21 protein-coding genes, 1 tRNA gene and 1 pseudogene are annotated in these 22,357 nt (G+C 63.4%); 21 read left to right on the top strand and 2 right to left on the bottom strand.

What is annotated here, in order from left to right; translation table 11 throughout:
- Positions 1 to 117 precede the first annotated feature (117 nt).
- From CX676_RS19310 to CX676_RS19255, 10 genes and pseudogenes are all read left to right on the top strand, one after another.
- The gene (locus CX676_RS19310) at positions 118 to 1,146 is read left to right on the top strand and encodes a tyrosine-type recombinase/integrase (RefSeq protein ID WP_101754021.1); all 1,029 of its coding nucleotides are present in this window, start codon (positions 118 to 120) and stop codon (positions 1,144 to 1,146) included.
- A 97-nt stretch (positions 1,147 to 1,243) separates the two neighbouring features.
- Positions 1,244 to 2,449: an IS256 family transposase gene (locus CX676_RS19305; protein WP_101752090.1), complete on the top strand. Its 1,206-nt coding sequence runs from the start codon at positions 1,244 to 1,246 to the stop codon at positions 2,447 to 2,449.
- A gap of 2 nt (positions 2,450 to 2,451) precedes the next feature.
- Positions 2,452 to 2,772 carry a tyrosine-type recombinase/integrase gene (locus CX676_RS19300; protein ID WP_101754020.1) on the top strand — a complete coding sequence of 107 codons (321 nt, stop codon included), beginning with the start codon at positions 2,452 to 2,454 and terminating at the stop codon, positions 2,770 to 2,772.
- Between the two features lie 574 nt (positions 2,773 to 3,346).
- Positions 3,347 to 3,565 carry a helix-turn-helix transcriptional regulator gene (locus CX676_RS19295; protein WP_101754019.1) on the top strand — a complete coding sequence of 73 codons (219 nt, stop codon included), beginning with the start codon at positions 3,347 to 3,349 and terminating at the stop codon, positions 3,563 to 3,565.
- Positions 3,566 to 3,773: 208 nt separating this feature from the next.
- On the top strand, positions 3,774 to 5,564 hold the full coding sequence (locus CX676_RS19290) for a DUF927 domain-containing protein (RefSeq protein WP_101754018.1): 1,791 nt from the start codon (positions 3,774 to 3,776) through the stop codon (positions 5,562 to 5,564).
- Positions 5,565 to 5,653: 89 nt separating this feature from the next.
- Positions 5,654 to 7,183 carry an IS21 family transposase gene (istA, locus tag CX676_RS19285; RefSeq protein ID WP_101752186.1) on the top strand — a complete coding sequence of 510 codons (1,530 nt, stop codon included), beginning with the start codon at positions 5,654 to 5,656 and terminating at the stop codon, positions 7,181 to 7,183.
- A complete protein-coding gene (gene istB, locus CX676_RS19280; protein WP_101751536.1) occupies positions 7,173 to 7,967 on the top strand; it encodes an IS21-like element helper ATPase IstB in 795 nt (264 codons plus the stop codon). Before istA ends, istB begins: the two co-directional genes overlap by 11 nt.
- Positions 7,968 to 8,364: 397 nt before the next feature.
- Entirely contained in the window at positions 8,365 to 9,186 is an 822-nt protein-coding gene (locus CX676_RS19270; RefSeq protein ID WP_101754017.1) for an IS3 family transposase, read from the top strand.
- Between the two features lie 29 nt (positions 9,187 to 9,215).
- Positions 9,216 to 9,780: pseudogene (locus CX676_RS23070) on the top strand (IS5 family transposase); the annotation flags it as partial.
- A 270-nt stretch (positions 9,781 to 10,050) separates the two neighbouring features.
- A protein-coding gene (locus CX676_RS19255; RefSeq protein ID WP_198590245.1) for an IS5 family transposase occupies positions 10,051 to 10,805 on the top strand; the annotation gives its coding sequence in 2 pieces (ribosomal slippage) (positions 10,051 to 10,387 and positions 10,387 to 10,805; 756 coding nt in all).
- Between the two features lie 912 nt (positions 10,806 to 11,717).
- Here the strand turns inward: CX676_RS19255 and CX676_RS19250 are convergent.
- A tRNA-Arg gene (locus tag CX676_RS19250) sits at positions 11,718 to 11,794 on the bottom strand.
- A gap of 61 nt (positions 11,795 to 11,855) precedes the next feature.
- The gene (locus CX676_RS19245) at positions 11,856 to 13,283 is read right to left on the bottom strand and encodes a sensor histidine kinase (RefSeq protein WP_101754014.1); all 1,428 of its coding nucleotides are present in this window, start codon (positions 13,281 to 13,283) and stop codon (positions 11,856 to 11,858) included.
- Positions 13,284 to 13,530: 247 nt separating this feature from the next.
- Here CX676_RS19245 and rpmH point away from each other — a divergent pair, with 247 nt between their 5' ends.
- The 11 genes from rpmH (at position 13,531) to CX676_RS19190 (ending at position 22,331) form a co-directional block, all read left to right on the top strand.
- Entirely contained in the window at positions 13,531 to 13,665 is a 135-nt protein-coding gene (gene rpmH, locus CX676_RS19240) for a 50S ribosomal protein L34 (RefSeq protein ID WP_101459243.1), read from the top strand.
- Between the two features lie 47 nt (positions 13,666 to 13,712).
- The gene (gene rnpA / locus CX676_RS19235) at positions 13,713 to 14,111 is read left to right on the top strand and encodes a ribonuclease P protein component (protein WP_101754013.1); all 399 of its coding nucleotides are present in this window, start codon (positions 13,713 to 13,715) and stop codon (positions 14,109 to 14,111) included.
- Entirely contained in the window at positions 14,108 to 14,371 is a 264-nt protein-coding gene (gene yidD / locus CX676_RS19230) for a membrane protein insertion efficiency factor YidD (protein ID WP_101754012.1), read from the top strand. The genes rnpA and yidD overlap by 4 nt, the downstream gene beginning before the upstream one ends.
- A 90-nt stretch (positions 14,372 to 14,461) precedes the next feature.
- Positions 14,462 to 15,337 carry a tRNA 2-thiocytidine(32) synthetase TtcA gene (ttcA, locus tag CX676_RS19225; RefSeq protein WP_101754011.1) on the top strand — a complete coding sequence of 292 codons (876 nt, stop codon included), beginning with the start codon at positions 14,462 to 14,464 and terminating at the stop codon, positions 15,335 to 15,337.
- Between the two features lie 58 nt (positions 15,338 to 15,395).
- Positions 15,396 to 16,703: an EAL domain-containing protein gene (locus tag CX676_RS19220; protein ID WP_101754009.1), complete on the top strand. Its 1,308-nt coding sequence runs from the start codon at positions 15,396 to 15,398 to the stop codon at positions 16,701 to 16,703.
- Between the two features lie 255 nt (positions 16,704 to 16,958).
- Complete coding sequence (gene yidC / locus CX676_RS19215) at positions 16,959 to 18,809, top strand: membrane protein insertase YidC (protein ID WP_101754008.1); 1,851 nt, start codon at positions 16,959 to 16,961, stop codon at positions 18,807 to 18,809.
- Complete coding sequence (locus CX676_RS19210) at positions 18,806 to 19,561, top strand: MOSC domain-containing protein (protein ID WP_101754006.1); 756 nt, start codon at positions 18,806 to 18,808, stop codon at positions 19,559 to 19,561. The genes yidC and CX676_RS19210 overlap by 4 nt, the downstream gene beginning before the upstream one ends.
- A complete protein-coding gene (gene yihA / locus CX676_RS19205; RefSeq protein WP_101754005.1) occupies positions 19,558 to 20,208 on the top strand; it encodes a ribosome biogenesis GTP-binding protein YihA/YsxC in 651 nt (216 codons plus the stop codon). The genes CX676_RS19210 and yihA overlap by 4 nt, the downstream gene beginning before the upstream one ends.
- Positions 20,209 to 20,312: 104 nt before the next feature.
- A complete protein-coding gene (gene argB / locus CX676_RS19200) occupies positions 20,313 to 21,212 on the top strand; it encodes an acetylglutamate kinase (protein WP_101754004.1) in 900 nt (299 codons plus the stop codon).
- Positions 21,202 to 21,816 carry a ferredoxin gene (locus tag CX676_RS19195; protein ID WP_232816533.1) on the top strand — a complete coding sequence of 205 codons (615 nt, stop codon included), beginning with the start codon at positions 21,202 to 21,204 and terminating at the stop codon, positions 21,814 to 21,816. Before argB ends, CX676_RS19195 begins: the two co-directional genes overlap by 11 nt.
- Positions 21,813 to 22,331 carry a SixA phosphatase family protein gene (locus CX676_RS19190; RefSeq protein WP_101754002.1) on the top strand — a complete coding sequence of 173 codons (519 nt, stop codon included), beginning with the start codon at positions 21,813 to 21,815 and terminating at the stop codon, positions 22,329 to 22,331. The genes CX676_RS19195 and CX676_RS19190 overlap by 4 nt, the downstream gene beginning before the upstream one ends.
- The last annotated feature ends 26 nt before the right edge of the window (positions 22,332 to 22,357 follow it).

Here is a 22,357-nt window from a genome sequence, read left to right as displayed (position 1 = left end):
TTGCACGAAGTACATTTTCTTCATGAATTGCAGTGTGTTATCCATTGCGTGTGTTTCATGGGGTTGCACCTGATTTCTTTCTCGGTGGTAGCCCGGTGGTAGCCCGCAGGGGATTTGATGGCAGAGAAGATCAGGATCACGAAGCGCTCGGTGGACGCCCTCAGGGCCACCGGAGCGCGCTATATTGCATGGGATACGGCGCTGTCGGGCTTTGGCGTTCGGGTCGGCCCGACCGGTAGCAAGACCTATGTGTTGAAGTACCGCGTCGGCGGCGGACGCGCGGGCCGGGTGCGCTGGGGCGTCGTCGGCCAGCACGGGGCGCTGACTCCGGATCAGGCCCGGGTGATCGCACAGCGCTGGACAAATGAGATCGCCGCCGGGGGCGACCCGGCGGGCGACAAGCAGGACCGGCGGCAGATGCCGACCGTTGCGGACCTGATGAACGACTACATCAAGCTGCATGTCGAGCCACGCAACAAGTCCAGCACGGCCATCTATGTCCAAGACATTGTAGAGCGGATCATCTGCAAGGACCCGATCGCCAAGCTTAAAGTGTCTGATGTGTCCACGGCGGACCTAGCGCGGCTGCACGCCCGCCTAATCAATAGGCCGACGACCGCGAACCGCGTCCGGTCCGCTCTCTCCACGGCGTTCAACCTGGCCGAAACCTGGGGCTACCGCCCGCGCCACAGCAACCCATGCCAAGACGTGCAGAAGTACCCCGAGAAAGCCAAGGAACGCTATCTTTCTCCGCCGGAACTGGCGAAGCTCGGCGCAGTACTCTCGAAGGCTGAAGAGGGCGAACTGCAAATCGAGCAAGGGGGCAAGCTCCGCCTGCGCCGAATCAACAGATCGGCGATTGCGGCAATCCGCTTGCTGATCTTTACCGGCGCGCGCAAAGGCGAAATTCTCGGCCTTCGCTGGGAATGGATAGATATGGAAGCTGGTCATGCGTCCCTTCCTGACAGCAAGACCGGAAAGAAAAGGATACTCCTACCGCCCGCCGCGCTGGAGGTTTTGCGAGGACTGGACAAGCCCGAAACCGGCAGGGGCTATGTGATCCGGGGCGGTGACTTCTCAGACCCTGAAATCCCGCTTGTGAATATCAAGGATCCTTGGGGGTTAGCGTCCGCGGACGTGGTGTAATTTCTACGCCTTCATCGGTGTAATCCCGGGTGGCCATCGAGGTGTATGGTCGAGGTGGAGTTTCGACGCTTCAACCACGAACCTTACGGAGACCCCGATGACCAAGACCAACATGGACCTGTCCGAGCTTCTGGCCAAGCATGATCAGGGCGATTTCCTGCGCGGCATTGCCGAGGCCGTTCTTCAGCTGATCATGGAGAGTGATGTCGACGGCCTGATCGGCGCCGGCCGGCATGAACGCAGCGGCGAACGCACGACCTGGCGCAACGGGTATCGAGAGCGCGCTCTCGATACCCGTTTGGGCACGCTGAACCTGCGGGTGCCGAAGCTCCGGAAGGGCAGCTATTTCCCCGGCTTCCTCGAAGCCCGGAAGACCTCGGAACAGGCGCTGGTCGCGGTGATCCAGGAAGCCTGGATCGGTGGCGTCTCGACCCGTCGCGTCGACGAGTTGGTGCAGGCCATGGGGCTGTCGGGCATCTCCAAGAGCACCGTGTCCAAGCTGTGCAAGGACATCGACGAAAGGGTCGGCGAGTTCCTGAACCGGCCGCTGACCGGCGATTGGCCCTATCTCTGGCTGGATGCCACCTATCTGAAGGTCCGGCAGGGCGGCCGTATCGTGCCGGTGGCGGCGATAATCGCCGTGGCCGCGAACACCGAGGGGCGCAGGGAAATCATCGGTCTGGGCATCGGTCCTTCTGAGGCCGAAACCTTCTGGACAGAGTTCCTGCGCTCGCTGAAGGCGCGCGGCCTCGGTGGGGTCCGCTTGGTCATCAGCGACGCCCACACCGGTCTCAAGGCCGCCATCGCCCGGGTGTTCGAAGCGACGTGGCAGCGGTGCCGCGTTCACTGGATGCGCAATGCCCTCGCTCATGTTTCGCGCGGCCAGCACACCGTCATCGCAGCCGCGATCCGGCAGGCCTTCGACCAGCCCGACCGTGCCCATGCCGGCGAAACCTGGCGCAAGGTGGCCGAGCAGTTGCGCCCGAGATGGCCAAAGCTGGCCGACCTCATGGACGAAAGCGAGCACGATGTGCTGGCCTACATGTCCTTCCCTCGCCAGCACCGCACCAAACTGCACTCGACCAACCCGATCGAGCGTCTGAACAAGGAAGTGAAACGCCGCGCCGACGTCGTCGGGATCTTCCCCAACGAGGCCTCCATCATGCGCCTGATCGGTGCCGTCCTCTTCGAACAAAACGACGAGTGGCAGACTGCAAGCCGCTACATGATGGTCGAGGCCTTCGCCCAGATCGACAAGGAGGAGATCGATCCCATTCTTAGCATCACAACGAAAGCCGCCTAATCATGCCCTCAGGCCATCCGAGAAATTACACCACCTTGACGGACGTGACCCCTTGGGGCGTTATACGGATTGCAGCGGGGCTGCCCGATGTTCGCCCCCACGATCTGCGGCACTCGTTTGCGGCGGCAATGGCAGCTGGAGGAATGTCCCTGCTGATGATTGGCGGATTGCTGGGCCATCGCAACAGCGCGACCACTCAGCGTTACGCCCATCTCGCGCATGACCCTCTCAAGGAGAAGACGGACCAGATTGCCAGCACATTGGCGGCGCATCTGAACGCGGATCACGGTGCCGCAGAGATTCTTCCCTTGCCGCGCAGATAGTGCGCTGGTCGAGCCTGCGGGACTGGCTTGATACCGCAGCTTGCGCTCTACTTCCCGGAACTTTCTGTTACCTCGTTGCAACCGTTACAGAACGCGCCAGCGCCCTGAACATATGCGGAAAAATGCGTAACATACTGTCGGCCCGTCTGTAACGGATTTGCGCTCGTGATCCTTGTACCTGTTGGCCTCGAGTGCGGGCAAATCATGCTGGTTGCCGCTTTGCCCAGTCAAGGCCGGATATGGGATCGACAACGGCGCGCTCAGCGTCGCTGTGCACACTCAACTTATCGCGCGACGCCCAGCATATGGTTATGCGCCCGACCGCGACCTTCTAAGCGCCATTGTTGCACTTCCGGAAGATGTCGGGCAACTGGGTTACGTCTGTGAAACCCATGTCCCTCTAGGGATAGATTCCGGAAAAATCCGGCAGTTTCCATCGCTAACGTACACTTTCTCATCAATTATGGACACTTTTCATCCATTTTGACTATCAGAGAAAGCCGCATCTTACCCCATGTTGCACCAATCCACGCCCCGCATCCTGTGGTTGGGCTGTGGTTGCATCGAGGGATATATGGAACATCAGACCTTTTCACCCGACCGCCTTCTTTCGCGCGTCGAGGTTGATCATCACTTCGGACTGTCACGTCGTTTTCTGGAGGTTTCTGCCGTGCGCGGTGATGGCCCGCCGATGGTCAAGATCGGGCGCTCGGTGCGGTATAGAATAGGTGACCTGCACGATTGGATTGCTGCCCGCCGGGTTTCGTCGACTTCCGCCGGGGTGCCGAATTGACAGATCAGAAGATTATGGCGGGTTGCAGCAGTGACGATGATTGTCTGCTGCACCAACCGTTGCGACATATTCCCAATACGCAAGGCCCAGGTGAAATTGTCCGCTCGGAAACGGTCGGGGAGCTGACGCTGATTCAGGCGTGCTGCGGCGGCCTTGTAGCACCAGGAGCCAAGGAAGGTACGCGGTCATACATCGCGCGAGGTGCTGCATGACCGGCCCGCAAAGCGATACCTTCGAATTGACGATTACCCCGGCGAAGCCTCCTGCATCGGGGCGCAGATGCGCGCCGTCCGGTCCGTTCCGCACCAGGGGCGGATGGCTTTGCCGTGAGGTCGAAACCGAAGCCGATGACGGCAGCCTGCAAAAGGAATGGATGCCGTTCGGGACCGAGTTGAACATCCTTGCCCGCACCCGGTCAGTCGAGGGCGAGGATCACGGGCGACTTCTGGAAATTGTGGATCGTGACGGCGAGCGCCACCTCTGGCCTATGCCCGCCGCCCTGCTGGCTGGATCGGGGGAGAATATTCGGGCTGAACTGATGCGGCTGGGCTGGGAGCCGCACCCACGGGCCTGTCGCAAATGGCGCGATTGGCTGCAGGAATACCTTCTGTCTGCTGATCCAGCGGAGCGCGTGCGGTGCGTTGCTGGGATCGGTTGGCATGGCCGCGCCTTTGTCCTACCGGATGAAACCATTGGTGCTGCTGCTGATGGCGAAAGGGTCATTCTGCAATGTGCCGAACGTCTGGATCACGCGTTGAACCAGTCCGGCACGCTGGCGGAATGGCAACATGCGGTGGCCGCCAAAGCCGCAGGGAATTCGCGGCTGGTTCTGGCGGTGTCTGCCGCCTTTGCCGCACCGCTGCTTGCGCTGACCGGCGATGATGGTGGCGGGTTTCACTTTCGCGGCGGGTCGTCCACGGGCAAGTCTACAGCGTTGGTCGTCGCCGGATCGATCTGGGGCGGCGGCGGAACGCGAGGCTATGTGCAAAGCTGGCGCGCAACTGATAACGCCTTGGAAGCCCTGGCGGCGCTGCACAATGGCGCCTGCCTTTGCCTTGACGAACTGTCCCAGATCGAACCAAAGGCAGCCGGCGCAGCCGCTTATATGCTGGGCAATGGCATTGGCAAGACGCGCGCGGGGCGGGAAGGGCAAGCCCGCAAGCCACATGAATGGCGGCTGATTTTCTTGTCAAATGGCGAGGTCGGGCTTTCTGACAAGATGCGCGAGGGCGGCCAGCGGATTGCAGCAGGGATGGAGGTGCGGGTGATCGATCTCCGCGCTGACGCAGAAGCCGGGATGGGGCTTTTCGAGAACCTGCACGAGGCAGCTGACCCGGCAGGTTTCGCGCAATCGCTCAAGGTGGCAGCAGGCAAGTACTATGGTACGGCTGGCCGCGCATTCCTGCGCCGCGTCACCGTCGAGTTCGACACGGTTCAAAAACAGATCGGCTCCCTACGTCAGCACTTCATGGTTGCCGCAGGGCTGCAAGACGCGGACGGACAGGTATATCGCGTAGCGGGTCGCTTTGCGCTGGTCGCGGCAGCGGGCGAACTGGCGACAGCTTGGGGTGTGACTGGCTGGACCGAAGGCGAGGCCGCGCGTGCGGCGCTTCGCTGTTTTAGAGATTGGGTTCATGAGCGCGGCGGCAAGGGGTCGAGTGAAATCGCGGATGCCCGGGCGAGGTTGCTCCGGGCGATCGACATGGACGGAAACAGCCGCTTCATGCCCTGGCACCGCGATCCCCGCGCAGTCGTTCGGACCAATGTGCTGGGCTATGTCCGGCGCGGCGGCGAGGAAGGAGACCAAGAGGGCGTGCCGCCCGACTATTTCCTGCACAGTCAGGGGATGAAGGAGGTTCTGGCAGGGCTGGACCGGCGCGCAGTGATTGCCGGTCTTGCGAATGTAGGCGCGATTGTCATGCAATCGGTAGGTGAAGGTGCTTCCCGTCGCCCGGAGATCGCGCCGCTGCGCCGAGTGTTGATTTCCACCCAGAACTGACCCGGGTTGGCGCGTAATTTCCATTGAGATTTGACCCATGTGACCCTTCCCCAACGCGATCAGCGGCGGGGAGCAACGGAGTGATCCACATGGGACTTTTGAATATCATCCGGCGGATGGCGCTGCGTGAGAAGCTGCCGATCCGCGAGATAGCCCGCCGGACCGGGCTATCTCGGAACACCATCAAGAAGTATCTGAACGCGGGCACGATCGAGCCGAAGTTCTCGGTGCCTGAGCGCCCGAGCAAGATCGATCCGTTCGCCGAGAAGCTCGCGGCTTGGCTGAAGACTGAGACGACGAAGTCGCGCAAGCAGCGCCGGACATTGAAGCAACTCTACGCCGATCTGGTCGCGCTCGGCTATACCGGTTCCTACAATCGCGTCGCCGCCTTTGCTCGTGACTGGCGCGCCGACCGGCAACGCGAGCAGCAGACCACGGGACGCGGTACCTTCGTGCCGCTGGCCTTCCGCCCGGGGGAGGCCTTCCAGTTCGACTGGAGCGAGGATTACGCGGTGTTGGGCGGAGAACGCACCAAGCTGCAAGTCGCCCATATCAAGCTGTCACACAGCCGGGCTTTCCTGGTTCGCGCCTATCTGCTGCAAACCCACGAGATGCTGTTCGACGCCCATTGGCATGGCTTTCGCGTCTTCGGCGGCGTTCCTGGGCGGGGAATCTACGACAACATGAGGACCGCTGTGGATCGCGTTGGCCGCGGCAAGGAGCGTCAGGTCAATATGCGCTTCCTCGCCATGGCCAATCACTATGTCTTCGAGCCGGAATTCTGCAATCCGGCGTCGGGCTGGGAGAAGGGACAGGTCGAGAAGAACGTCCAGGATGCGCGCCCGCGGCTGTGGCAGCCAATGCCCAACTTCCCGGACCTGGCAGCCCTGAACGCCTGGCTGGAGCAGCGCTGCATGGAACTGTGGCGGGAGATCCCACATGGAACCCGTGCCGGCAGCATCGCCGATGCCTGGACCGAGGAGCAGGCCGCGCTGATGGCCCTGCCGCCTGCCTTCGATGGCTTTGTCGAGCAAAGCAAGCGCGTCTCACCGACCTGCCTGATCAGCTTCGAGCGCAATCGCTACAGCGTGCCGGCGTCTTTTGCCAATCGCCCTGTGAGCCTCAGGATCTATCCCGAGCGCCTGGTCATTGCCGCCGAAGGGCAGATTTTGTGCGAGCATGAGCGGGTGATCGAGCGCTCGCACCACCTGCCGCCGCGCACCATCTACGACTGGCGGCATTACCTCGCCGTCATCCAGCGCAAACCCGGTGCCCTGCGCAACGGAGCCCCGTTTGCCGAGTTGCCCGCTGCCTTCAAACGGCTGCAGGAGCAGATGCTACGGCGGATTGGCGGTGATCGCGAGATGGTCGATATCCTGGCCTTGGTCCTGCATCACGACGAGCAAGCGGTGCTGACCGCGGTCGAACTTGCCCTGTCCGAGGGCGTCGCGACCAAGACCCATGTGCTGAACATTTTGCACCGCCTGATCGACGGAAAGACCGACGGACCACCCATCGACACGCCCCAGGCTCTGCATCTGCGCCGAGAGCCCAAGGCCAATGTCGAACGCTATGATGGCTTGCGCGCGCACATGACCGGAGGCCGCCATGCGTCATGATCCTGCCAGCGGCGCCATCGTGATCATGCTCCGCAGCCTCAAGATGCATGGCATGTCGCAAGCCGTCACCGATCTGATCGAGCAAGGCGCACCAGCCTTCGAAAGCGCCGTGCCGATCCTCACCCAACTGCTGAAGGCCGAAATGGCCGAGCGAGAAGTTCGCTCAGTCGCCTATCACATGAAGATCGCCCGCTTTCCCGCCTATAAGGACCTGTCAGGCTTCGACTTCTCGGCCAGCGAAGTCAATGAGGCGACTGTGCGCCAGCTGCATCGCTGCGAGTTCATGGGCGGCGCCGAGAACATTGTCCTGATCGGCGGCCCAGGCACCGGGAAGACCCATGTCGCAACCGCCATTGGCATTCAGGCCATCGAGCATCATCGCCGTAAGGTCCGGTTCTTCTCGACCATAGAACTGGTCAACACGCTCGAGCAGGAGAAAGCGAGAGGCAGGACCGGCCAACTGGCTGAAACCCTGATGCGGCTGGATCTCGTGATCCTGGACGAGTTGGGATACCTGCCGTTCAGCGCATCAGGCGGCGCATTGCTCTTTCACCTGCTGAGCAAGCTTTACGAACGCACAAGCGTCATCATCACCACCAATCTCAGCTTCAGCGAATGGGCGACGGTCTTTGGCGATGCCAAGATGACCACCGCGCTACTCGATCGCCTGACCCACCGCTGTCACATCCTGGAAACCGGCAATGACAGCTTCCGCTTCAAGGCAAGCTCGGCTGCTGCGACCAGAAAAAAGAAGGAGACCTCTGATGTCTTGACCCGGTCATGACCCGACCAACATAATCTCAAGGTGGGTCAATTCTCGATGGAAAACCCGGGTCAGTTCTGGGTGGAAATCAACAGATAGAGGTAGTGATCTGAAAATATAGAAATTCTTTTCATGATTCATCCCTCATGTGAGGTGCCGAGGCAACATTCGAGCTGGATGTCCAGATAGTTCACTGGCTTAGAGAATGGTGGATGCGCCAGCTTCGTGTCGGCGTTCCGCTTCTGTGGCTTTGCAGCCTCCGATGATCGTCCCATGAGTGGTTCCTCCCTTCCAAGATTTGCACGGAAAGAAGGTTAGGTGGACAGTTGAAGGATCTTCAGGAAGCCTACGGCGAGGCGATGCTGGAGCTGCGCGCCAGAAAAAAGCTGGCGGCCCTCATGGAGCAGGAGGACGACAAATGATCCGGACGCTCCATGAGGGCCTTCTGGCTGACGGGATCGCGGTGCCATTGGCCAAGCTTTGTGCGTGGTTTGGCGTGCCGCGGCGGACGGGTTACTACAGGCCGACAAAGGCTGCGCCGAAGGTCGATCCCCGCTTCGCCGGGCCGATCAAGGCCATGATCGAAAAGGAGCCTTCGTTCGGCTATCGCACGGTGGCCTGGCTTCTGGGGTTCAACAAGAACACGGTCCAAAGGGTCTTCCAGATCAACGGCTGGCAGGTTCGCAAGCGTCCCATCGGCATGCAGCCCCGGATCGAGGCCGTGCCCTCTGTCGCAACCGCGCCGAACGAATGCTGGTCCACCGACCTGTGCCGGGCCTGGGCAGGCCGCGATGGCTGGACCACGCTGGCCCTGGTGATCGACTGCCATACCAGCGAACTGCTGGGTTGGTACCTCTCACGCTCCGACAAGGCGACCACTGCCGCCAGCGCGCTGGAGCATGCCTTGATCAACCGGGTCGGCACGCTCTGCAGGGTGGCGCGGGCGTTTCCGCTAAGGTCCGACAACGGGCTGGTCTTCATCAGTCGGCGCTATACCGCGCTTGTGCGAAGCTACGGCCTGAAGCAGGAGTTCATCACGCCGCATTGCCCCCAGCAGAACGGCATGGTCGAGCGCGTCATCCGAACGCTGAAGGAGCAGTGCATCCACCGCCAGCGCCTCGTCAGCATCCAGGACGCGATACGCGCCATCGGCGACTGGATCAGCTTCTATAACACCCGACGCCCGCATCAGACGCTGGACATGAAAACCCCCGCCGAGGCATTCAGATTAGCAGCTTAACCTGAGCAGATCCCGCTGGGTCATTACAGTTCCGGCGTTTCCGGCGGTGGGCAGAGCACGGCGTTTTCGAACGCCTTTTCAATGCCATGAGTGATGATCCTGACCTCGAATACGCCCTCATAGACGGCACCATCGTTTCGGTTCACCAGAAGGCGACGGGCGCAAAAGGGGGACTCACGCTCAGTCCATTGGACGCTCGCGCGGCGAGTTGACGACCAAGATCGTTGTATTGGTCGACGCGCTCGGCAATCTGGTGCGTTTCCTGCTGCTCCCCGGCCAGGCTATGACATGACGGGCGTTGCGCCGTTGATCCGGGGCGTTCCGTTCGGCGCGCTTCTGGCGGACAAGACGTTCGACGCAAACTGGCTGCTGGAAGAGCTGGATCAGCGGGGTGCAACCGCTGTGATCCCGCCCAAAGCCAACCGAGAACACAAGCGCAACTATGATGCCGACGCATACGGATGGCGGCATCTGTTCGAGAACTACTTCGCAAAAGTAAAAGAGTTCAGAGGCATAGCTACGCGCCACGACAAAACCGACAGCAGCTACGCCGCCAACTGGAACCTCGTCGCCACGCTCATCGCATTGAGATGATTGTCCACAGAGCCTAGGCGGGATCGACATTCGGGATTCCCAGTGGGGGATTTGAGTGATTCATAGGGTTCCATGTTTGGACATGGAGCCGATGATGGTCACGAAGCACTATGAGTTGAACGACGCGCAATGGGAGAGGATCGCCACGCTTTTGCCGGGTAAGGCGGGCGATCCGGGGCGGTCTGGCCTAGCCTCCAAACCCAATCAATCCATTGATTGGATTTCATCCGTCTGATTCACTGTAGCAACGGCATCAGACGGATGAGGCGCATGGCAGGTGAATTTTGGCTTTCGGACCGAGCTTGGGCAGCGATTGAACCTTTGCTGCCGCGGAATCAGCCTGGCGCACGCAGGGTGGATGATCGCCGGGTGATCAGCGGGATTATTCATGTGCTCCGGGTTGGGTGTCGCTGGCAGGATTGCCCGTCTGTCTATGGCCCCTCGACGACGATCTACAATCGCTTCAACCGATGGAGCCATCGCGGCCTTTGGGCGCGCATCTTCGCCACGCTCTCGGCTCAGGTGGAACTGCCGGACGAACTGAGCATCGACAGTACCGCCGTGCGGGCGCATCGCTCGGCTCATGGCGGAAAAGGGGGGCGCAAGTTCAGGCCATCGGGCGCTCGCGTGGTGGTCCAACCACCAAAATCCACGCCCTGACAGATGGGTGCGGGCGGGCTGTGGCCTTTCTCCTCGGGCACGGAAACGGCGCGGATATCTCGGCCGCGCCTGCATTGCTGGACAAGCTGCCGCCACCCGGCCGTCTGCTGGCCGACAGAGGTTATGATGCAAACAGCCTGCGGGCGCGCCTCGCAGCCAGCAAGACCGAGGCCGTCATTCCCTCAACCCGGTCCCGAAAGCGCCCAATCCCCTATGATCCGGTCGCCTCTATCGCCAGAAACAGGATCGAGCGCGCTTTCTGCAGGCTAAAAGACTGGCGGCGCATCGCCACCCGCTACGACAAACTGGCCATCAACTTCGCTTCAGCCGTCGCAATCGCAGCCGTCATCATCTGGTGGACATGATTGAGTCTCAACTCTAGAACACTGCACTTCGCTTACGGCCTCAAGCATGCCCTCCGCGCCCCGGCTGAGGCTACGGTACAATCGTGCCATGAAATGCAAGAAGCCTCCCTTTGTAACCCCCAAAGGCGGTGGCGTTTCCCGGCCCCGAGGTGGTCTGCTGTCGCCTTTGGTACGAGGTTGTGCGTTGCGGCTTACTGACCGCCTTCGCGCGACCTGTCCGGCCCATAAGGCTGCGCATCTATCGCCCGTAGACCCTAGGTCGCGCAGAGCGGCGATGAAGAAATGATATGGTCCAGTCACATTCTGAACATCACAGTCCCCTCGGCGTCGTCCCTCATGCAACCGATGCGGTGATACCATCCTCGTGAACGGTCAGATCTGCAGCACCGCCGGGCGGCATGACCATGCAAACGCTCCAACCTCGCGCACTGCCCGCCTTGCCTTCACCGCCGCGACCTGCCCTGTCGGGAAGACCATAGGTTCTTCGCGGGTGACTGCAGTGCGGGTATATTCGCGCCCCGCTGCGTGCGCGTTCCAACCGCCTGGAAGAACTTTCAGTTTCGGTTGTGGTTGTTGTTCTTTACCAGAACCAGGCACTAACGAACCCGTCGCCTCGTAACAGGCGGACAGCCACGTGTTACAGTGATCCAAACAAACGAGGTGCGACTAACACAATAAATACAATATGTTGCTCTAATAAGTAACTAGTAACGGACGTAACCGCGCATGAGCAAAGCCCGCTGTGAATTCTTGATCTACCCAACCGCCCCGGCGCGTCATCCTGAGACTCAAGAACAAGTCGCCCGACCAATCCCCCACCCCGCCGCGAGCCGAAACAAGAATCCGTGGTAGCCCGGTGGTAGCCCGCATAAAAAAACCGCCTCGGCGAAATGCCTAAGCGGTTGATTTAAATGGCGGACCCGGAGCGATTCGAACGCCCGACCCCTAGATTCGTAGTCTAGTGCTCTATCCAGCTGAGCTACGGGTCCGTCGTAGGGCGGTGATCTAGATGGTGGCCGCGGGGGATGCAAGGGCAAAATGTCGGAAAAATCAGTTTGCCGCCGCGGCCTCGCTTGCGGGCAGGATCGCCATGTCGCGCGGGATGTGGATCATGAACTCGCTGCCCTCGGAATCGCTGCGCAGAAGCTCCAGCCGGCCGCCATGGCCGCGGATCAGGTCGGCGGCGATGGTGAGGCCCAGACCGGTGCCGCCCTTGCGCGCGCTGCCGGTGAAGGGCTGGAACAGGTAGTCGCGGGCCTTGACCGGCAGTCCGGGCCCGGTATCGCCGACGCGGATCCACCAGTCGCTGTCGCCCTCGCCGGCACCGATCTCGACCGTGCCGGGCTGGCCCGCGCCCTCAATCGCCTGCCGGGCGTTGCGGGCGAGGTTCGACAGCACCCGGTACAGCTGTTCTCGGTCGGCGCGGATGTTCAGGCTGACGGGAATGTCGGTGACGAACTCGACCGGGTGCTTCGCCCCATCCCCGGCCAGCGACTCGGCCTCGATCACCTCGGCGGTCAGCTTGCCGAGGCTGAAGCGCGACAGCGAGGGCGCCGGCTCCTCGGCCTTGCCGAAGGCCAGCGTGGTCTCGCACAGGTTCACCGCCCGGCTGATCGAATTGACCAGCTTCGGCGCGGCCCGGCGCACCTTGGGATCGGCGCTGTCCTCCAGCCGGTCGGCAAAGATCTGGCTGGTGGTCAGGATGTTGCGCAGGTCATGGCTGATCTTGGCCACCGCCTGCCCCAGCTGCGCCATGCGTTCCTTCTGCTTCAGCGACGAGGTCACGGTCTTCTGCATCGAGGCCAGCGCCTGTTCGGCCTCGCGCAGCTCGGCGATGCGGGCGTCGGGCTGGATGATGTGACGCACATCCTCGGGCGCCTCGGCATAGGCGGACATGTGCTGGATGACCCGGCGCATGGGTTTCAGGATCAGCCGCTGCGCCACGAGGTTCAGCATCACCGCCGTCGCCACCGAGAAGGCTGCCGAGATCATCAGGATGCGCAGGCCGAAATCGACCATCGCCTGCTGCAGCGGCTGCGCGTCCATGGTGATCTCGATCAGCTGCCCGGCCTGGTTCACCGGCGCGCCGATGACCCGGATGACCCGGTGCCGCGAATCGCCAAGCTGCATCAGCGCATCGTCGATCGACCCCATCATCGAGGTCTCGCGCAGGTCATAAGTCGCCTCGACCGGGCCGGGCAGTTGCGAAGACAGCACAAGCTGGCGGATATCGTCGCGCCTCAGCACGACGTTGAAGACCCCGGCATTCTGCAGAAGTTCGCTTTCCAGTTCCGAGGCCAGCGTCTCGTCGGTCGCCAGCAGCGCCAGGCTGGCGATCTGGGCCCGTTCCAGCCGCGATTCCAGGTAGTCACGGCGGAAATCCGACAGCGCCGGCAACAGGATGAACAGCTCCGCCAGCACGACGAACAGGATCGTCAGTGCCGCAAACCTGCCGGACAAGGTATTCAGTCGCTTCATAATCCCGGTTCTGACGCCGTGCGTGATCCGCTTCAAATGGGTGCTCGCCCCATCGAGGTCAAACAAACGTGATCGCTTTCCGGTTCCCTGTCCATGGGTGCGGATTCGGTGGTTGACTTGGCAGCCCCCCTGCCCTATCCAGCGCATCTCGAATGAACCGGCGTCATGCGCACGGGCCCGAGGCTATTGCCTGTCCGTGCCTTTCCCGCTATCGCCACCCGCAAGAACACGACCCGGAGACAAGACCATGAAGCGCACCTTCCAACCCTCGAACCTTGTTCGTGCGCGCCGTCACGGCTTCCGCGCCCGCATGGCCACCAAGGCCGGCCGTCTGGTGCTGAACCGCCGCCGCGCCAAGGGCCGCAAGCGCCTGTCGGCCTGATCCTGCTGGCGGGCTTGCGCCCGCCGCATTGACCGGAGGCCCGGACGATGCCGCCTCTGCCCCATCCCGACGCTGATCCGCAGCCAAAGGATGCCGGCAGGGCGGCTTTTCGCATGGCCGACACCCTGCGCAAGCGCGCCGATTTCCTTGCCGCGGCCAAGGCCCGTCGTCAGGGAATGCCCGCCTTCCTGCTGCAAGCCCGTTTGCGTGGCGATGAGGCAGGGCCGCGCATCGGCTATACCTGCTCGAAGAAACTCGGCAATGCGGTGATGCGCAACCGCGCCAAGCGGCGGCTCAGGGCGTTGGCGCGCGAGGTTCTGCCGGGGCGGGCACGGGATGGCTGGGATTACGTGCTGGTCGGCCGGCCCGAGGCCACGGTCAGCCGCGACTTCGCCGCCATGCGGGCTGAACTGATCGCCGCGCTGGACAAGGTGCACCGGGCATGAGCCCGCTTGCCCATCTGCTGGCCCTGCCGGTACGCGGCTATCGCCTCGTGGCCTCGCCCTGGGTCGGGCATGGTTGCCGCTTCCAGCCCACCTGCTCGGCCTATGCGCTCGAGGCGCTGTCGCTGCATGGCGGGGTGAAGGGCGGCTGGCTGACCGCGCGCCGCATCTGTCGCTGTCATCCCTGGGGCGGGCATGGATATGACCCGGTGCCGGGCAGTCCCGGCGATCAGGCCGAGCGCGCCGGGTCCGATCATGTCTGATGCCCGGCCCATCCTGCGCGGGTTGATTGCCATTGTCGTCGCGGCCATCGCCGCGGTGGTCGTGTTTCTTCTGATTCTGGGAAGCTTCTGATGCTGGACGAAAGCGATACCGACGAGATCCATCCGCTGTTTGCCGGAGCCCCCTCTTCGACCGAGTTCCGCAAGTTGCGCAAGCGGCTGGTCCGCGACACCCGGGCCGCGATCGAGGATTACGGCATGATCCGCGAGGGCGACCGCTGGCTGGTCTGCCTGTCGGGGGGCAAGGACAGCTATACCCTGCTGGCGGTGCTGCATGAATTGCAGTGGCGCGGGCTGCTGCCGGTTGACCTGCTGGCCTGCAATCTCGACCAGGGTCAGCCGGGCTTTCCAGCGACCGTGCTGCCCGAGTTTCTCAGCCAGCGCGGCGTCGCCCACCGGATCGAGTATCAGGACACCTATTCCATCGTGAAAGAGAAGGTGCCGCAGGGCCGGACCTATTGTGCGCTCTGCTCGCGCCTGCGCCGGGGCAACCTTTACCGCATCGCGCGCGAGGAAGGCTGTTCCGCCGTGGTCCTCGGCCATCACCGCGACGATATTCTGGAAACATTTTTCATGAACCTCTTCCACGGCGGCAGGCTGGCGACCATGCCGCCGAAGCTGCTGAACGAAGAGGGCGATCTGACCGTGCTGCGCCCGCTCGCCTATATCGCCGAGGCGGATTGCGAGCGTTTTGCCCGGGCGATGAACTATCCGATCATCCCCTGCGATCTCTGCGGTAGCCAGGAAGGGTTGCAGCGGGTGCAGGTCAAGAAGCTTCTGGACGAGTGGGAGGCGCGGACCCCGGGCCGGCGGCAGGTGATGTTCCGGGCGCTGGCCAATGTCCGGCCCTCGCATCTGCTGGACCCGAACCTCTTCGATTTCAGCGCGCTGCTGCCCGAAAGCTCAAATGCGACGGAATTTGTGCTGCCGCAGGACGCGGAACATTAACCGAACGACAAGGCTTCTGCCCTAGACCTGTCGCCTGTGGCAGCCAGGCGAGGATGGAATGCGCTACGGATCGCTGATCGACAGATGGTGCCAGGGTCTCGGGCGGTTCGGGGGCAGCTTGCGCCGTCCACAGGCCCGCGACCGCATCGCGCTGCTACTGAAGCTGGAAAACATGGACCTGCTCGGCGACAGGCTGGGGCGAACCGGGCTGGCGCATCTGTTCACCCAGCTGTCCCTGCGCATGATCGGTACCATGCGCCCGCATGATTTCGTCCAATGCGCCTCGCCCGGCGTCTTCACCATCCTCCTGCGCACCCGATCCGAGATCGAGGCGATGCGCATCGCCCGGCGATTGCAGCTGCATTGCCAGTCCGAGGCGCATGTCGGCGGCATCACGCTGAACCCGGTGATCAGCGGCGTTCTGGTGCAGAACCTGGGCGCGCGCCATGTACTCTTGCGCCAGTTGATGACTTGCGGGCTGCATCACCTCTGTCCGACCGACCCTGCCCACCTGGGTCGCATCCGGCTGATCGCCTATGACGAGCGCGGCCAGGGCGCGCAGATCCCCGCCACCGTCGAGGAGGCGGCGCAGTCGGGCCAGATCGAGGCCTTTTTCCAGCCGCAGATCTGCTGCGATACCGGCGCCGTTACCGGCTTCGAGGCGCTGGCACGCTGGCATCACCCCAACCGCGGCCTGCTGACGCCGATGGATTTCATCCCCGGAATGCACCGGGCGGATCACGGGGCGCTGACGCTGACCATGCTGCGGCAATGCCTTGCGGCGCTGCAGCTCTGGGATGCACAGGGTTGGGGAGTGCAGACGGTTTCCCTGAACGTGGCGCAATCGGAACTGTCCGATCCGGATTTTGTCCAGATGGTGCTGTGGGAGCTGGAATGCCACCAGATAGCCCGCGGCCGGCTGGTGATCGAGGTGCTGGAGAGCATCGGGCCGATCAACAGCGGCGACCTGATCCGCTGGCATCTGCAGCAGCTGGCCCAGGCCGGTTGCCTGCTGGACCTCGACGATTTCGGCACCGGCTATGCCAATCTCGAATCCCTGCGCCATTTCGGCGTCAACCGGATCAAGATCGACCGCAGCTTTGTCACCAACTGCCACCGCGACCGGGACCAGCAGCGCATGATCAGGGCCATGCTCGCGCTGGCCGAGCAGCTGGGCATCTCGACCCTCGCCGAGGGTGTCGAATCGGCCGAGGAGCACAGCTTCCTGGCGCAGATGGGCTGCGGCCATGTGCAGGGCTATGCCATTGCCCGCCCGATGCCGATCACCGAGATCGGTGACTTCATGTCGCGCTTTCGCCGCGACCGCCCAACGCTGCCCGACCTGACCCCGCGCAAAGCGGGCTGAGCCAACGACTCAGCGCGAGCCAGCCGAGCGGGCGGCCGGAAGTCGACCCCGAGGAAGAACCTCGCGCGCCCCGGATCCGCCGTCACGACCGATCGCCGCAGCGCGGCGTCAGCTTGCCGCCCGGAGCGCCCGAAAACCAGCGCGCATCGCGACGATTTGCGCCCCCCGGGCCTTCGCTTTCACGGGATTCCGCTTGACCTTTCACCCCCCCTTCTGTTGAACCGGCGCGACTGACGCGATGACGGTGGACACGGAATGGAAGACAATAACCGCAATCTCATCCTGGCGACGGTCCTGTCGTTCCTGGTGATCCTGGTGTGGTACACCGTCTTCGCCCCGGAGCCTCCAGCCCCGCCGGCCGAGCCCACCGCCGTTACCCAGACCGAGGGCGGCGTCACCGCCCCTGCAAGTGAGGCAACGACCGCAGCCGCCACCGGCGGCGCGCAACTGGGAGAAGGGGCCGGCAGCACCGATCCTTCGGCCTCGGCTGGCCGCGTCACCATCGACTCGCCGGCGCTGTCGGGCTCGATCTCGCTGGCGGGCGGTCGCATCGACGACCTTCTGCTGCGCAACTATCACGAGACGCTGGACGACAAGTCGCCGCTCGTTCGGCTACTGACGCCCACCGCCCCGGGGGCTGATCAGCAGATCACCCAGACCGGCGCCAAACCCTATTACGCCGTCTATGGCTGGATGCCCGCCGCTGGCACCGATCCGGCGCTGGTCCCCGGCCCGGCGACGCTGTGGCAGGTCGAATCCGGCGATACGCTGGCGCCCGGCAAGCCGGTCACGCTGGTCTGGGACAATGGCGCCGGCCAGATCTTCCGCCGCATTTTCGAGCTGGATGACCATTACCTTTTCACCGTGACGCAATCGCTGGAAAACACCGGCACCGCCGCCTTCTCGGCCGCGCCCTATGGGATCATCGCCCGCCACGGCCTGCCCGATACGCAGAACTTCTTCGTGCTGCACGAGGGCGTCGTCGGCATGCATGACGGCGAGCTGATCGAGCAGAAATACGACGACATCGCCGAGCTAGACCCGATCGACCGCGAAGGCCGCGCCGATATCTACGAGGTCTCCGAGAACGGCTGGATCGGCTTCACCGACAAGTACTGGATGACCTCGCTGGCACCGGCACCGGGCCAGTCCTTCACCGCCGTGGCGAAATATGCCGATGGCGTGGACATCTATCAGACCGAGGCGCGCTTCCCGGTGCAGACCGCCGCCCCGGGCGCGACCGTCAGCGCCGGCAGCTACCTCTTCGCCGGTGCGAAGGTCTGGGAAGTCATCAAGGGCTATGAGGAAACCCCGGGTATCCAGCGTTTCGTCGACTCGATCGACTGGGGCTGGTTCTATTTCCTGACCAAGCCGATCTTCCGCCTGCTGCACTGGCTGAACGGCCATATCGGCAATATGGGCTGGGCGATCATCGCGCTGACCTTCATTCTGAAGCTGCTGGTCTTCCCACTGGCCCGCAAATCCTACGTCTCGATGGCGAAGATGAAGGAATTGCAGCCCGAAATGGAGGCGCTGAAAGAGACCACCGGCGATGACCGCGCCAAGTTCCAGAAAGGCATGATGGAGCTTTACAAGCGCGAGAAGGTGAACCCGGCCGCCGGCTGTCTGCCGGTGCTGTTGCAGATCCCGATCTTCTTCTCGCTCTACAAGGTGATCTTCGTCACCATCGAACTGCGCCACGCCCCCTGGGTCGGCTGGATCCGCGACCTCTCGGCGCCCGATCCCTCGAGCCTGTGGAACCTCTTCGGCATGCTGCCCTGGGCCGCGCCCGGCCAGGGAACGCTGTTGCACAGCGCCTCGCTGCCGATCCTGGCGATCATCCTCGGCATCAGCATGTGGATGCAGCAGAAGCTGAACCCGGCCCCCACCGATCCGGCGCAGAAGATGATCTTTGCCTGGATGCCCTGGGTGTTCATGTTCATGCTGGGCGGCTTCGCCTCGGGCCTGGTGCTGTACTGGATCACCAACAACGTGATCACCATCTTCCAGCAGTACACGATCATGTCGATGCACGGCCACCGGCCGGACCTGTTCGGCAATATCAAGTCCTCGATCCCGACGCGGCCCAAGAAGGGCAGTAAGTGACGGCACGGCTGGCCCATATCCGGTCCCATCCCATCAAGACCCTTGGTGCGGATGACCTGTCGGACGTGGTGCTGACCGCCGGCGAGCGACTGCCCGGCGACCGCCGCTATGCCGTGATGCACGAGGCGGCGCTGAAACATCTGACCGATGGGCAACTGACCCGCTGGCTGCCCAAGGCCGCCTTCCTGCGCGGCGCCGCCTGCTTCGACCTGCAGGCGGTGAAGGGCGGCTGGCGCGAGGGCCGGATCGCCCTGACCCACCCGGACCAGCCCGCGATCGAGATCGATCCCGAAAGTGCTGACGACCGGCAGGCGCTGATGGACTGGCTGGCCCCGCTCTGGGGCGCCGACAAGTCGCCGCCGGCCCAGTTGGTCCGAGGCGCCGAGGCGCTGACCGATCAGAAGACCCCGCTGGTCTCGATCCTGTCGCTGTCGTCGCTGAAGGCGCTGGAGGACCATCTGGGCCAGCCGCTCGGCATCGACCGCTGGCGTGGCAACCTGTGGGTCGAAGGCTGGGAGCCGCTGGCGGAGCGCGCAATGGTCGGGCAGGAGATCGCCATCGGCGACGCAAGGCTGACCGTGCGGGAACCGATCGGCCGCTGCATTGCCACCGATGCCGATACGGCAACCGGCAAGCGGCAACTCGACATGCTGGCCGCCCTCAACGACTTTACCGGCGACGAGGATTTCGGCATCTTCGCCGAGGTCACCCGTGGCGCAACCATCGCCCTCGGAGATGAGGTTCACGCATGAAGGTCGCCTTCCCCGTCGCCCCCGAACCCGAGGCCGAACCCGCCGAGGCGGCGCGGCTGCTGTTTGCCGGTCCGGTCGATTTCCTCAAGGGCGTGGTCGCCATGGACGGGCTGCCGCCCGCCGACCGGCCCGAGGTCTGCTTTGCCGGGCGCAGCAACGTGGGCAAGTCGAGCCTCATCAACGCGCTGACCGGCCGCAAGGGCCTTGCCCGTGCCTCGAACACGCCGGGCCGGACGCAGGAGATCAACTATTTCACCCTCGGCGATCACGGCTATCTGGTCGACCTGCCGGGCTATGGCTTTGCCAAGGCGCCGGTGGCGGTGGTGGCGAAGTGGCAGGCGCTGTTGAAGCAATACCTTGCCGGGCGGCCGACGCTGCGCCGCGCCTTCTGCCTGATCGACGCGCGCCACGGGGTAAAGCCGGTGGATCACGAGATCATGAAACTGCTCGACCGCTCGGCCGTGCCGTTTCAGGTGGTGCTGACCAAGACCGACAAGCTCGGCCCCAATGCCATCAAGCCGGTGATTCAGCAGGTCGAGGACGAGCTGCAGAAACACCCGGCCGCATTCCCCGAGATCGTGCTGACCTCGTCGGACAAGGGCGAGGGCATCGCCACTCTGCGCGCGATCATCGCCGGGCTGGAGTGACCAGTCACGGTTGACCGGTCTGGCCTGACTGGTCTGGACGGACCCGCCCGCGCGACCTAACCTGCCCCGCGACCAACAAGGGCAAGAGAATGAGAAAGCAGAACATGAACCGGGACTGGATCGCCACCGCGCATACCCTGTCAGAGGCCCTGCCCTACCTGCAGCGCTATTCCGGCGCCGTGGTGGTGGTAAAATTCGGCGGCAATGCCATGGGCGATGACGAGGCCATGGCCGAGTTCGCCCGCGACATCGTGCTGATGAAACAGGTCGGCATGAACCCGGTCGTCGTTCATGGCGGCGGCCCGATGATCAATGACCTGCTGGGCAAGCTCGGCATCGAAAGCCATTTCGTCCGTGGCAAGCGGGTGACCACCAAGGAAACCGTCGAGGTGGTCGAGATGGTGCTGTCGGGCCTTGTGAACAAGCGCATCGTGCAGGCGATCAACGATGCCGGTGGCCGCGCCGTCGGCATCAGCGGTAAGGATGACGACATGATGGTCTGCGAGGCGGACGACCCGGAACTGGGTTTCGTCGGCCGCCCGGTCGAGATGAACATCCAGATCATCCGCGACCTCTATACCGCCGGGCTGATCCCGGTCATTGCCCCGGTCGCCACCGGCATGGCCGATAACGAGACCTTCAACGTCAATGGCGACACCGCCGCCGGCGCCATCGCCGGGGCGCTGAAGGCTGATCGCCTGCTGCTCTTGACCGATGTCTCGGGCGTCAAGGATGCCTCGGGCGAGGTGCTGACCCAGATGCATCCCGACCAGGTGCGCGCCATGATCGCCGATGGCACCATCGCCGGCGGCATGATCCCCAAAACCGAGACCGCGCTGATGGCCGTGGCCGAGGGCGTGCGCGCTGTGGTCATCCTTGATGGCCGCGTGCCCCATGCCTGCCTGCTGGAACTGTTCACCGAACATGGCGCCGGCAGCCTGATCCGCTCGACCGAGCCGCGGGTGAAACCGCATGGGCTGCGGCAGGGCGAGGGTGGGCTCTGACCTGACCCCGCCCGAGGGGCTGTTCGTCTCGGGCCATTGCGACGCGGAAGAGGGCGGGGGCACCGTCCTGTTGATCTCGCCCGACGAGCCGGCCTTCTGGCCGCTTTTCACCGCCTCTGCCGAATGGAGCGATGGTGCCCCGGACCCGATGGACCGCTGGTCCAAGCGGGTGATCGGGGCCTGGGCTGGGGCCATCGGCGCGCGCGCTGCCTTTCCCTCGGACGGACCACCCTATCCGCCGATCTTCCGATGGGCACTGGCAAGCGGCAGCTTCTGGCAATCCCCGGTCGGGATGCTGGTCCATGGCCGGATGGGCCTCTTCACCAGTTTCCGCGGCGCGGTGATTCTGCCACGGCGCCTGCCACCGACCCTTTCTTCGCCCAGCCCCTGCGACGACTGCCACCGCCCCTGCCTGACCGCCTGCCCCGCCGATGCCTTCCGGCCCGGCTATCATGTGGCGGATTGCCACGCATGGCTGGACCGACCCGACGGCAAAGATTGCCTGACAGCGGGTTGTGGTGTCAGACGTGCTTGCCCCCTCAGCAGAGACTGTGGCAGGCTGCCCGAACAATCTGCATGGCATATGAGACAGTTCCACACATGACACCGCTTGGACACCGCCGCCTGATCCTCACCCGCCATGCCAAATCGGCCTGGGACGACCCGGCGCTTGAAGATCACGACCGCCCGCTGAACGACCGTGGCCGCCGCTCGGCGCGCGAGCTTGGCGACTGGATGGCCAGCCGCGGCTATGAGCCGGAGGAGGTGCTCTGCTCCTCGTCCCGGCGCACGCAGGAGACCTGGGAAAAGGTCGCCGGCGCACCGCTGGAGGTGCGTCCGATCCTCAGGATCGAGCCGGGCCTCTATCAGGCCAGCCCGGAAAAGATGCTGCAGGTGCTGCGCACGGCCACCCAGCCCACGGTGATGATCCTGGGTCATAATCCGGGTATCGCCGAATTCGCCGCGCAGCTTTGCGCGCGTCCTCCTCTGGACCCGGATTTCCGCCGCTATCCGACCTGTGCCACGCTGGTGGTGGATTTCCAGGTCGATGACTGGAAGGATGTCCGCCCCGGCGAGGGCAGCGTGATGGATTTCGTCCGCCTCGACGGGCGTGACTGAACCTTACCGCTTCATCTTGGCGTAAA

Origin of the sequence: Paracoccus zhejiangensis (assembly GCF_002847445.1) — a bacterium.
Taxonomy (GTDB): Bacteria; Pseudomonadota; Alphaproteobacteria; order Rhodobacterales; family Rhodobacteraceae; genus Paracoccus; species Paracoccus zhejiangensis.
The sequence above is the reverse complement of the archived record's forward strand: the minus strand, read 5'-3'. Positions and strand labels throughout refer to the sequence as shown.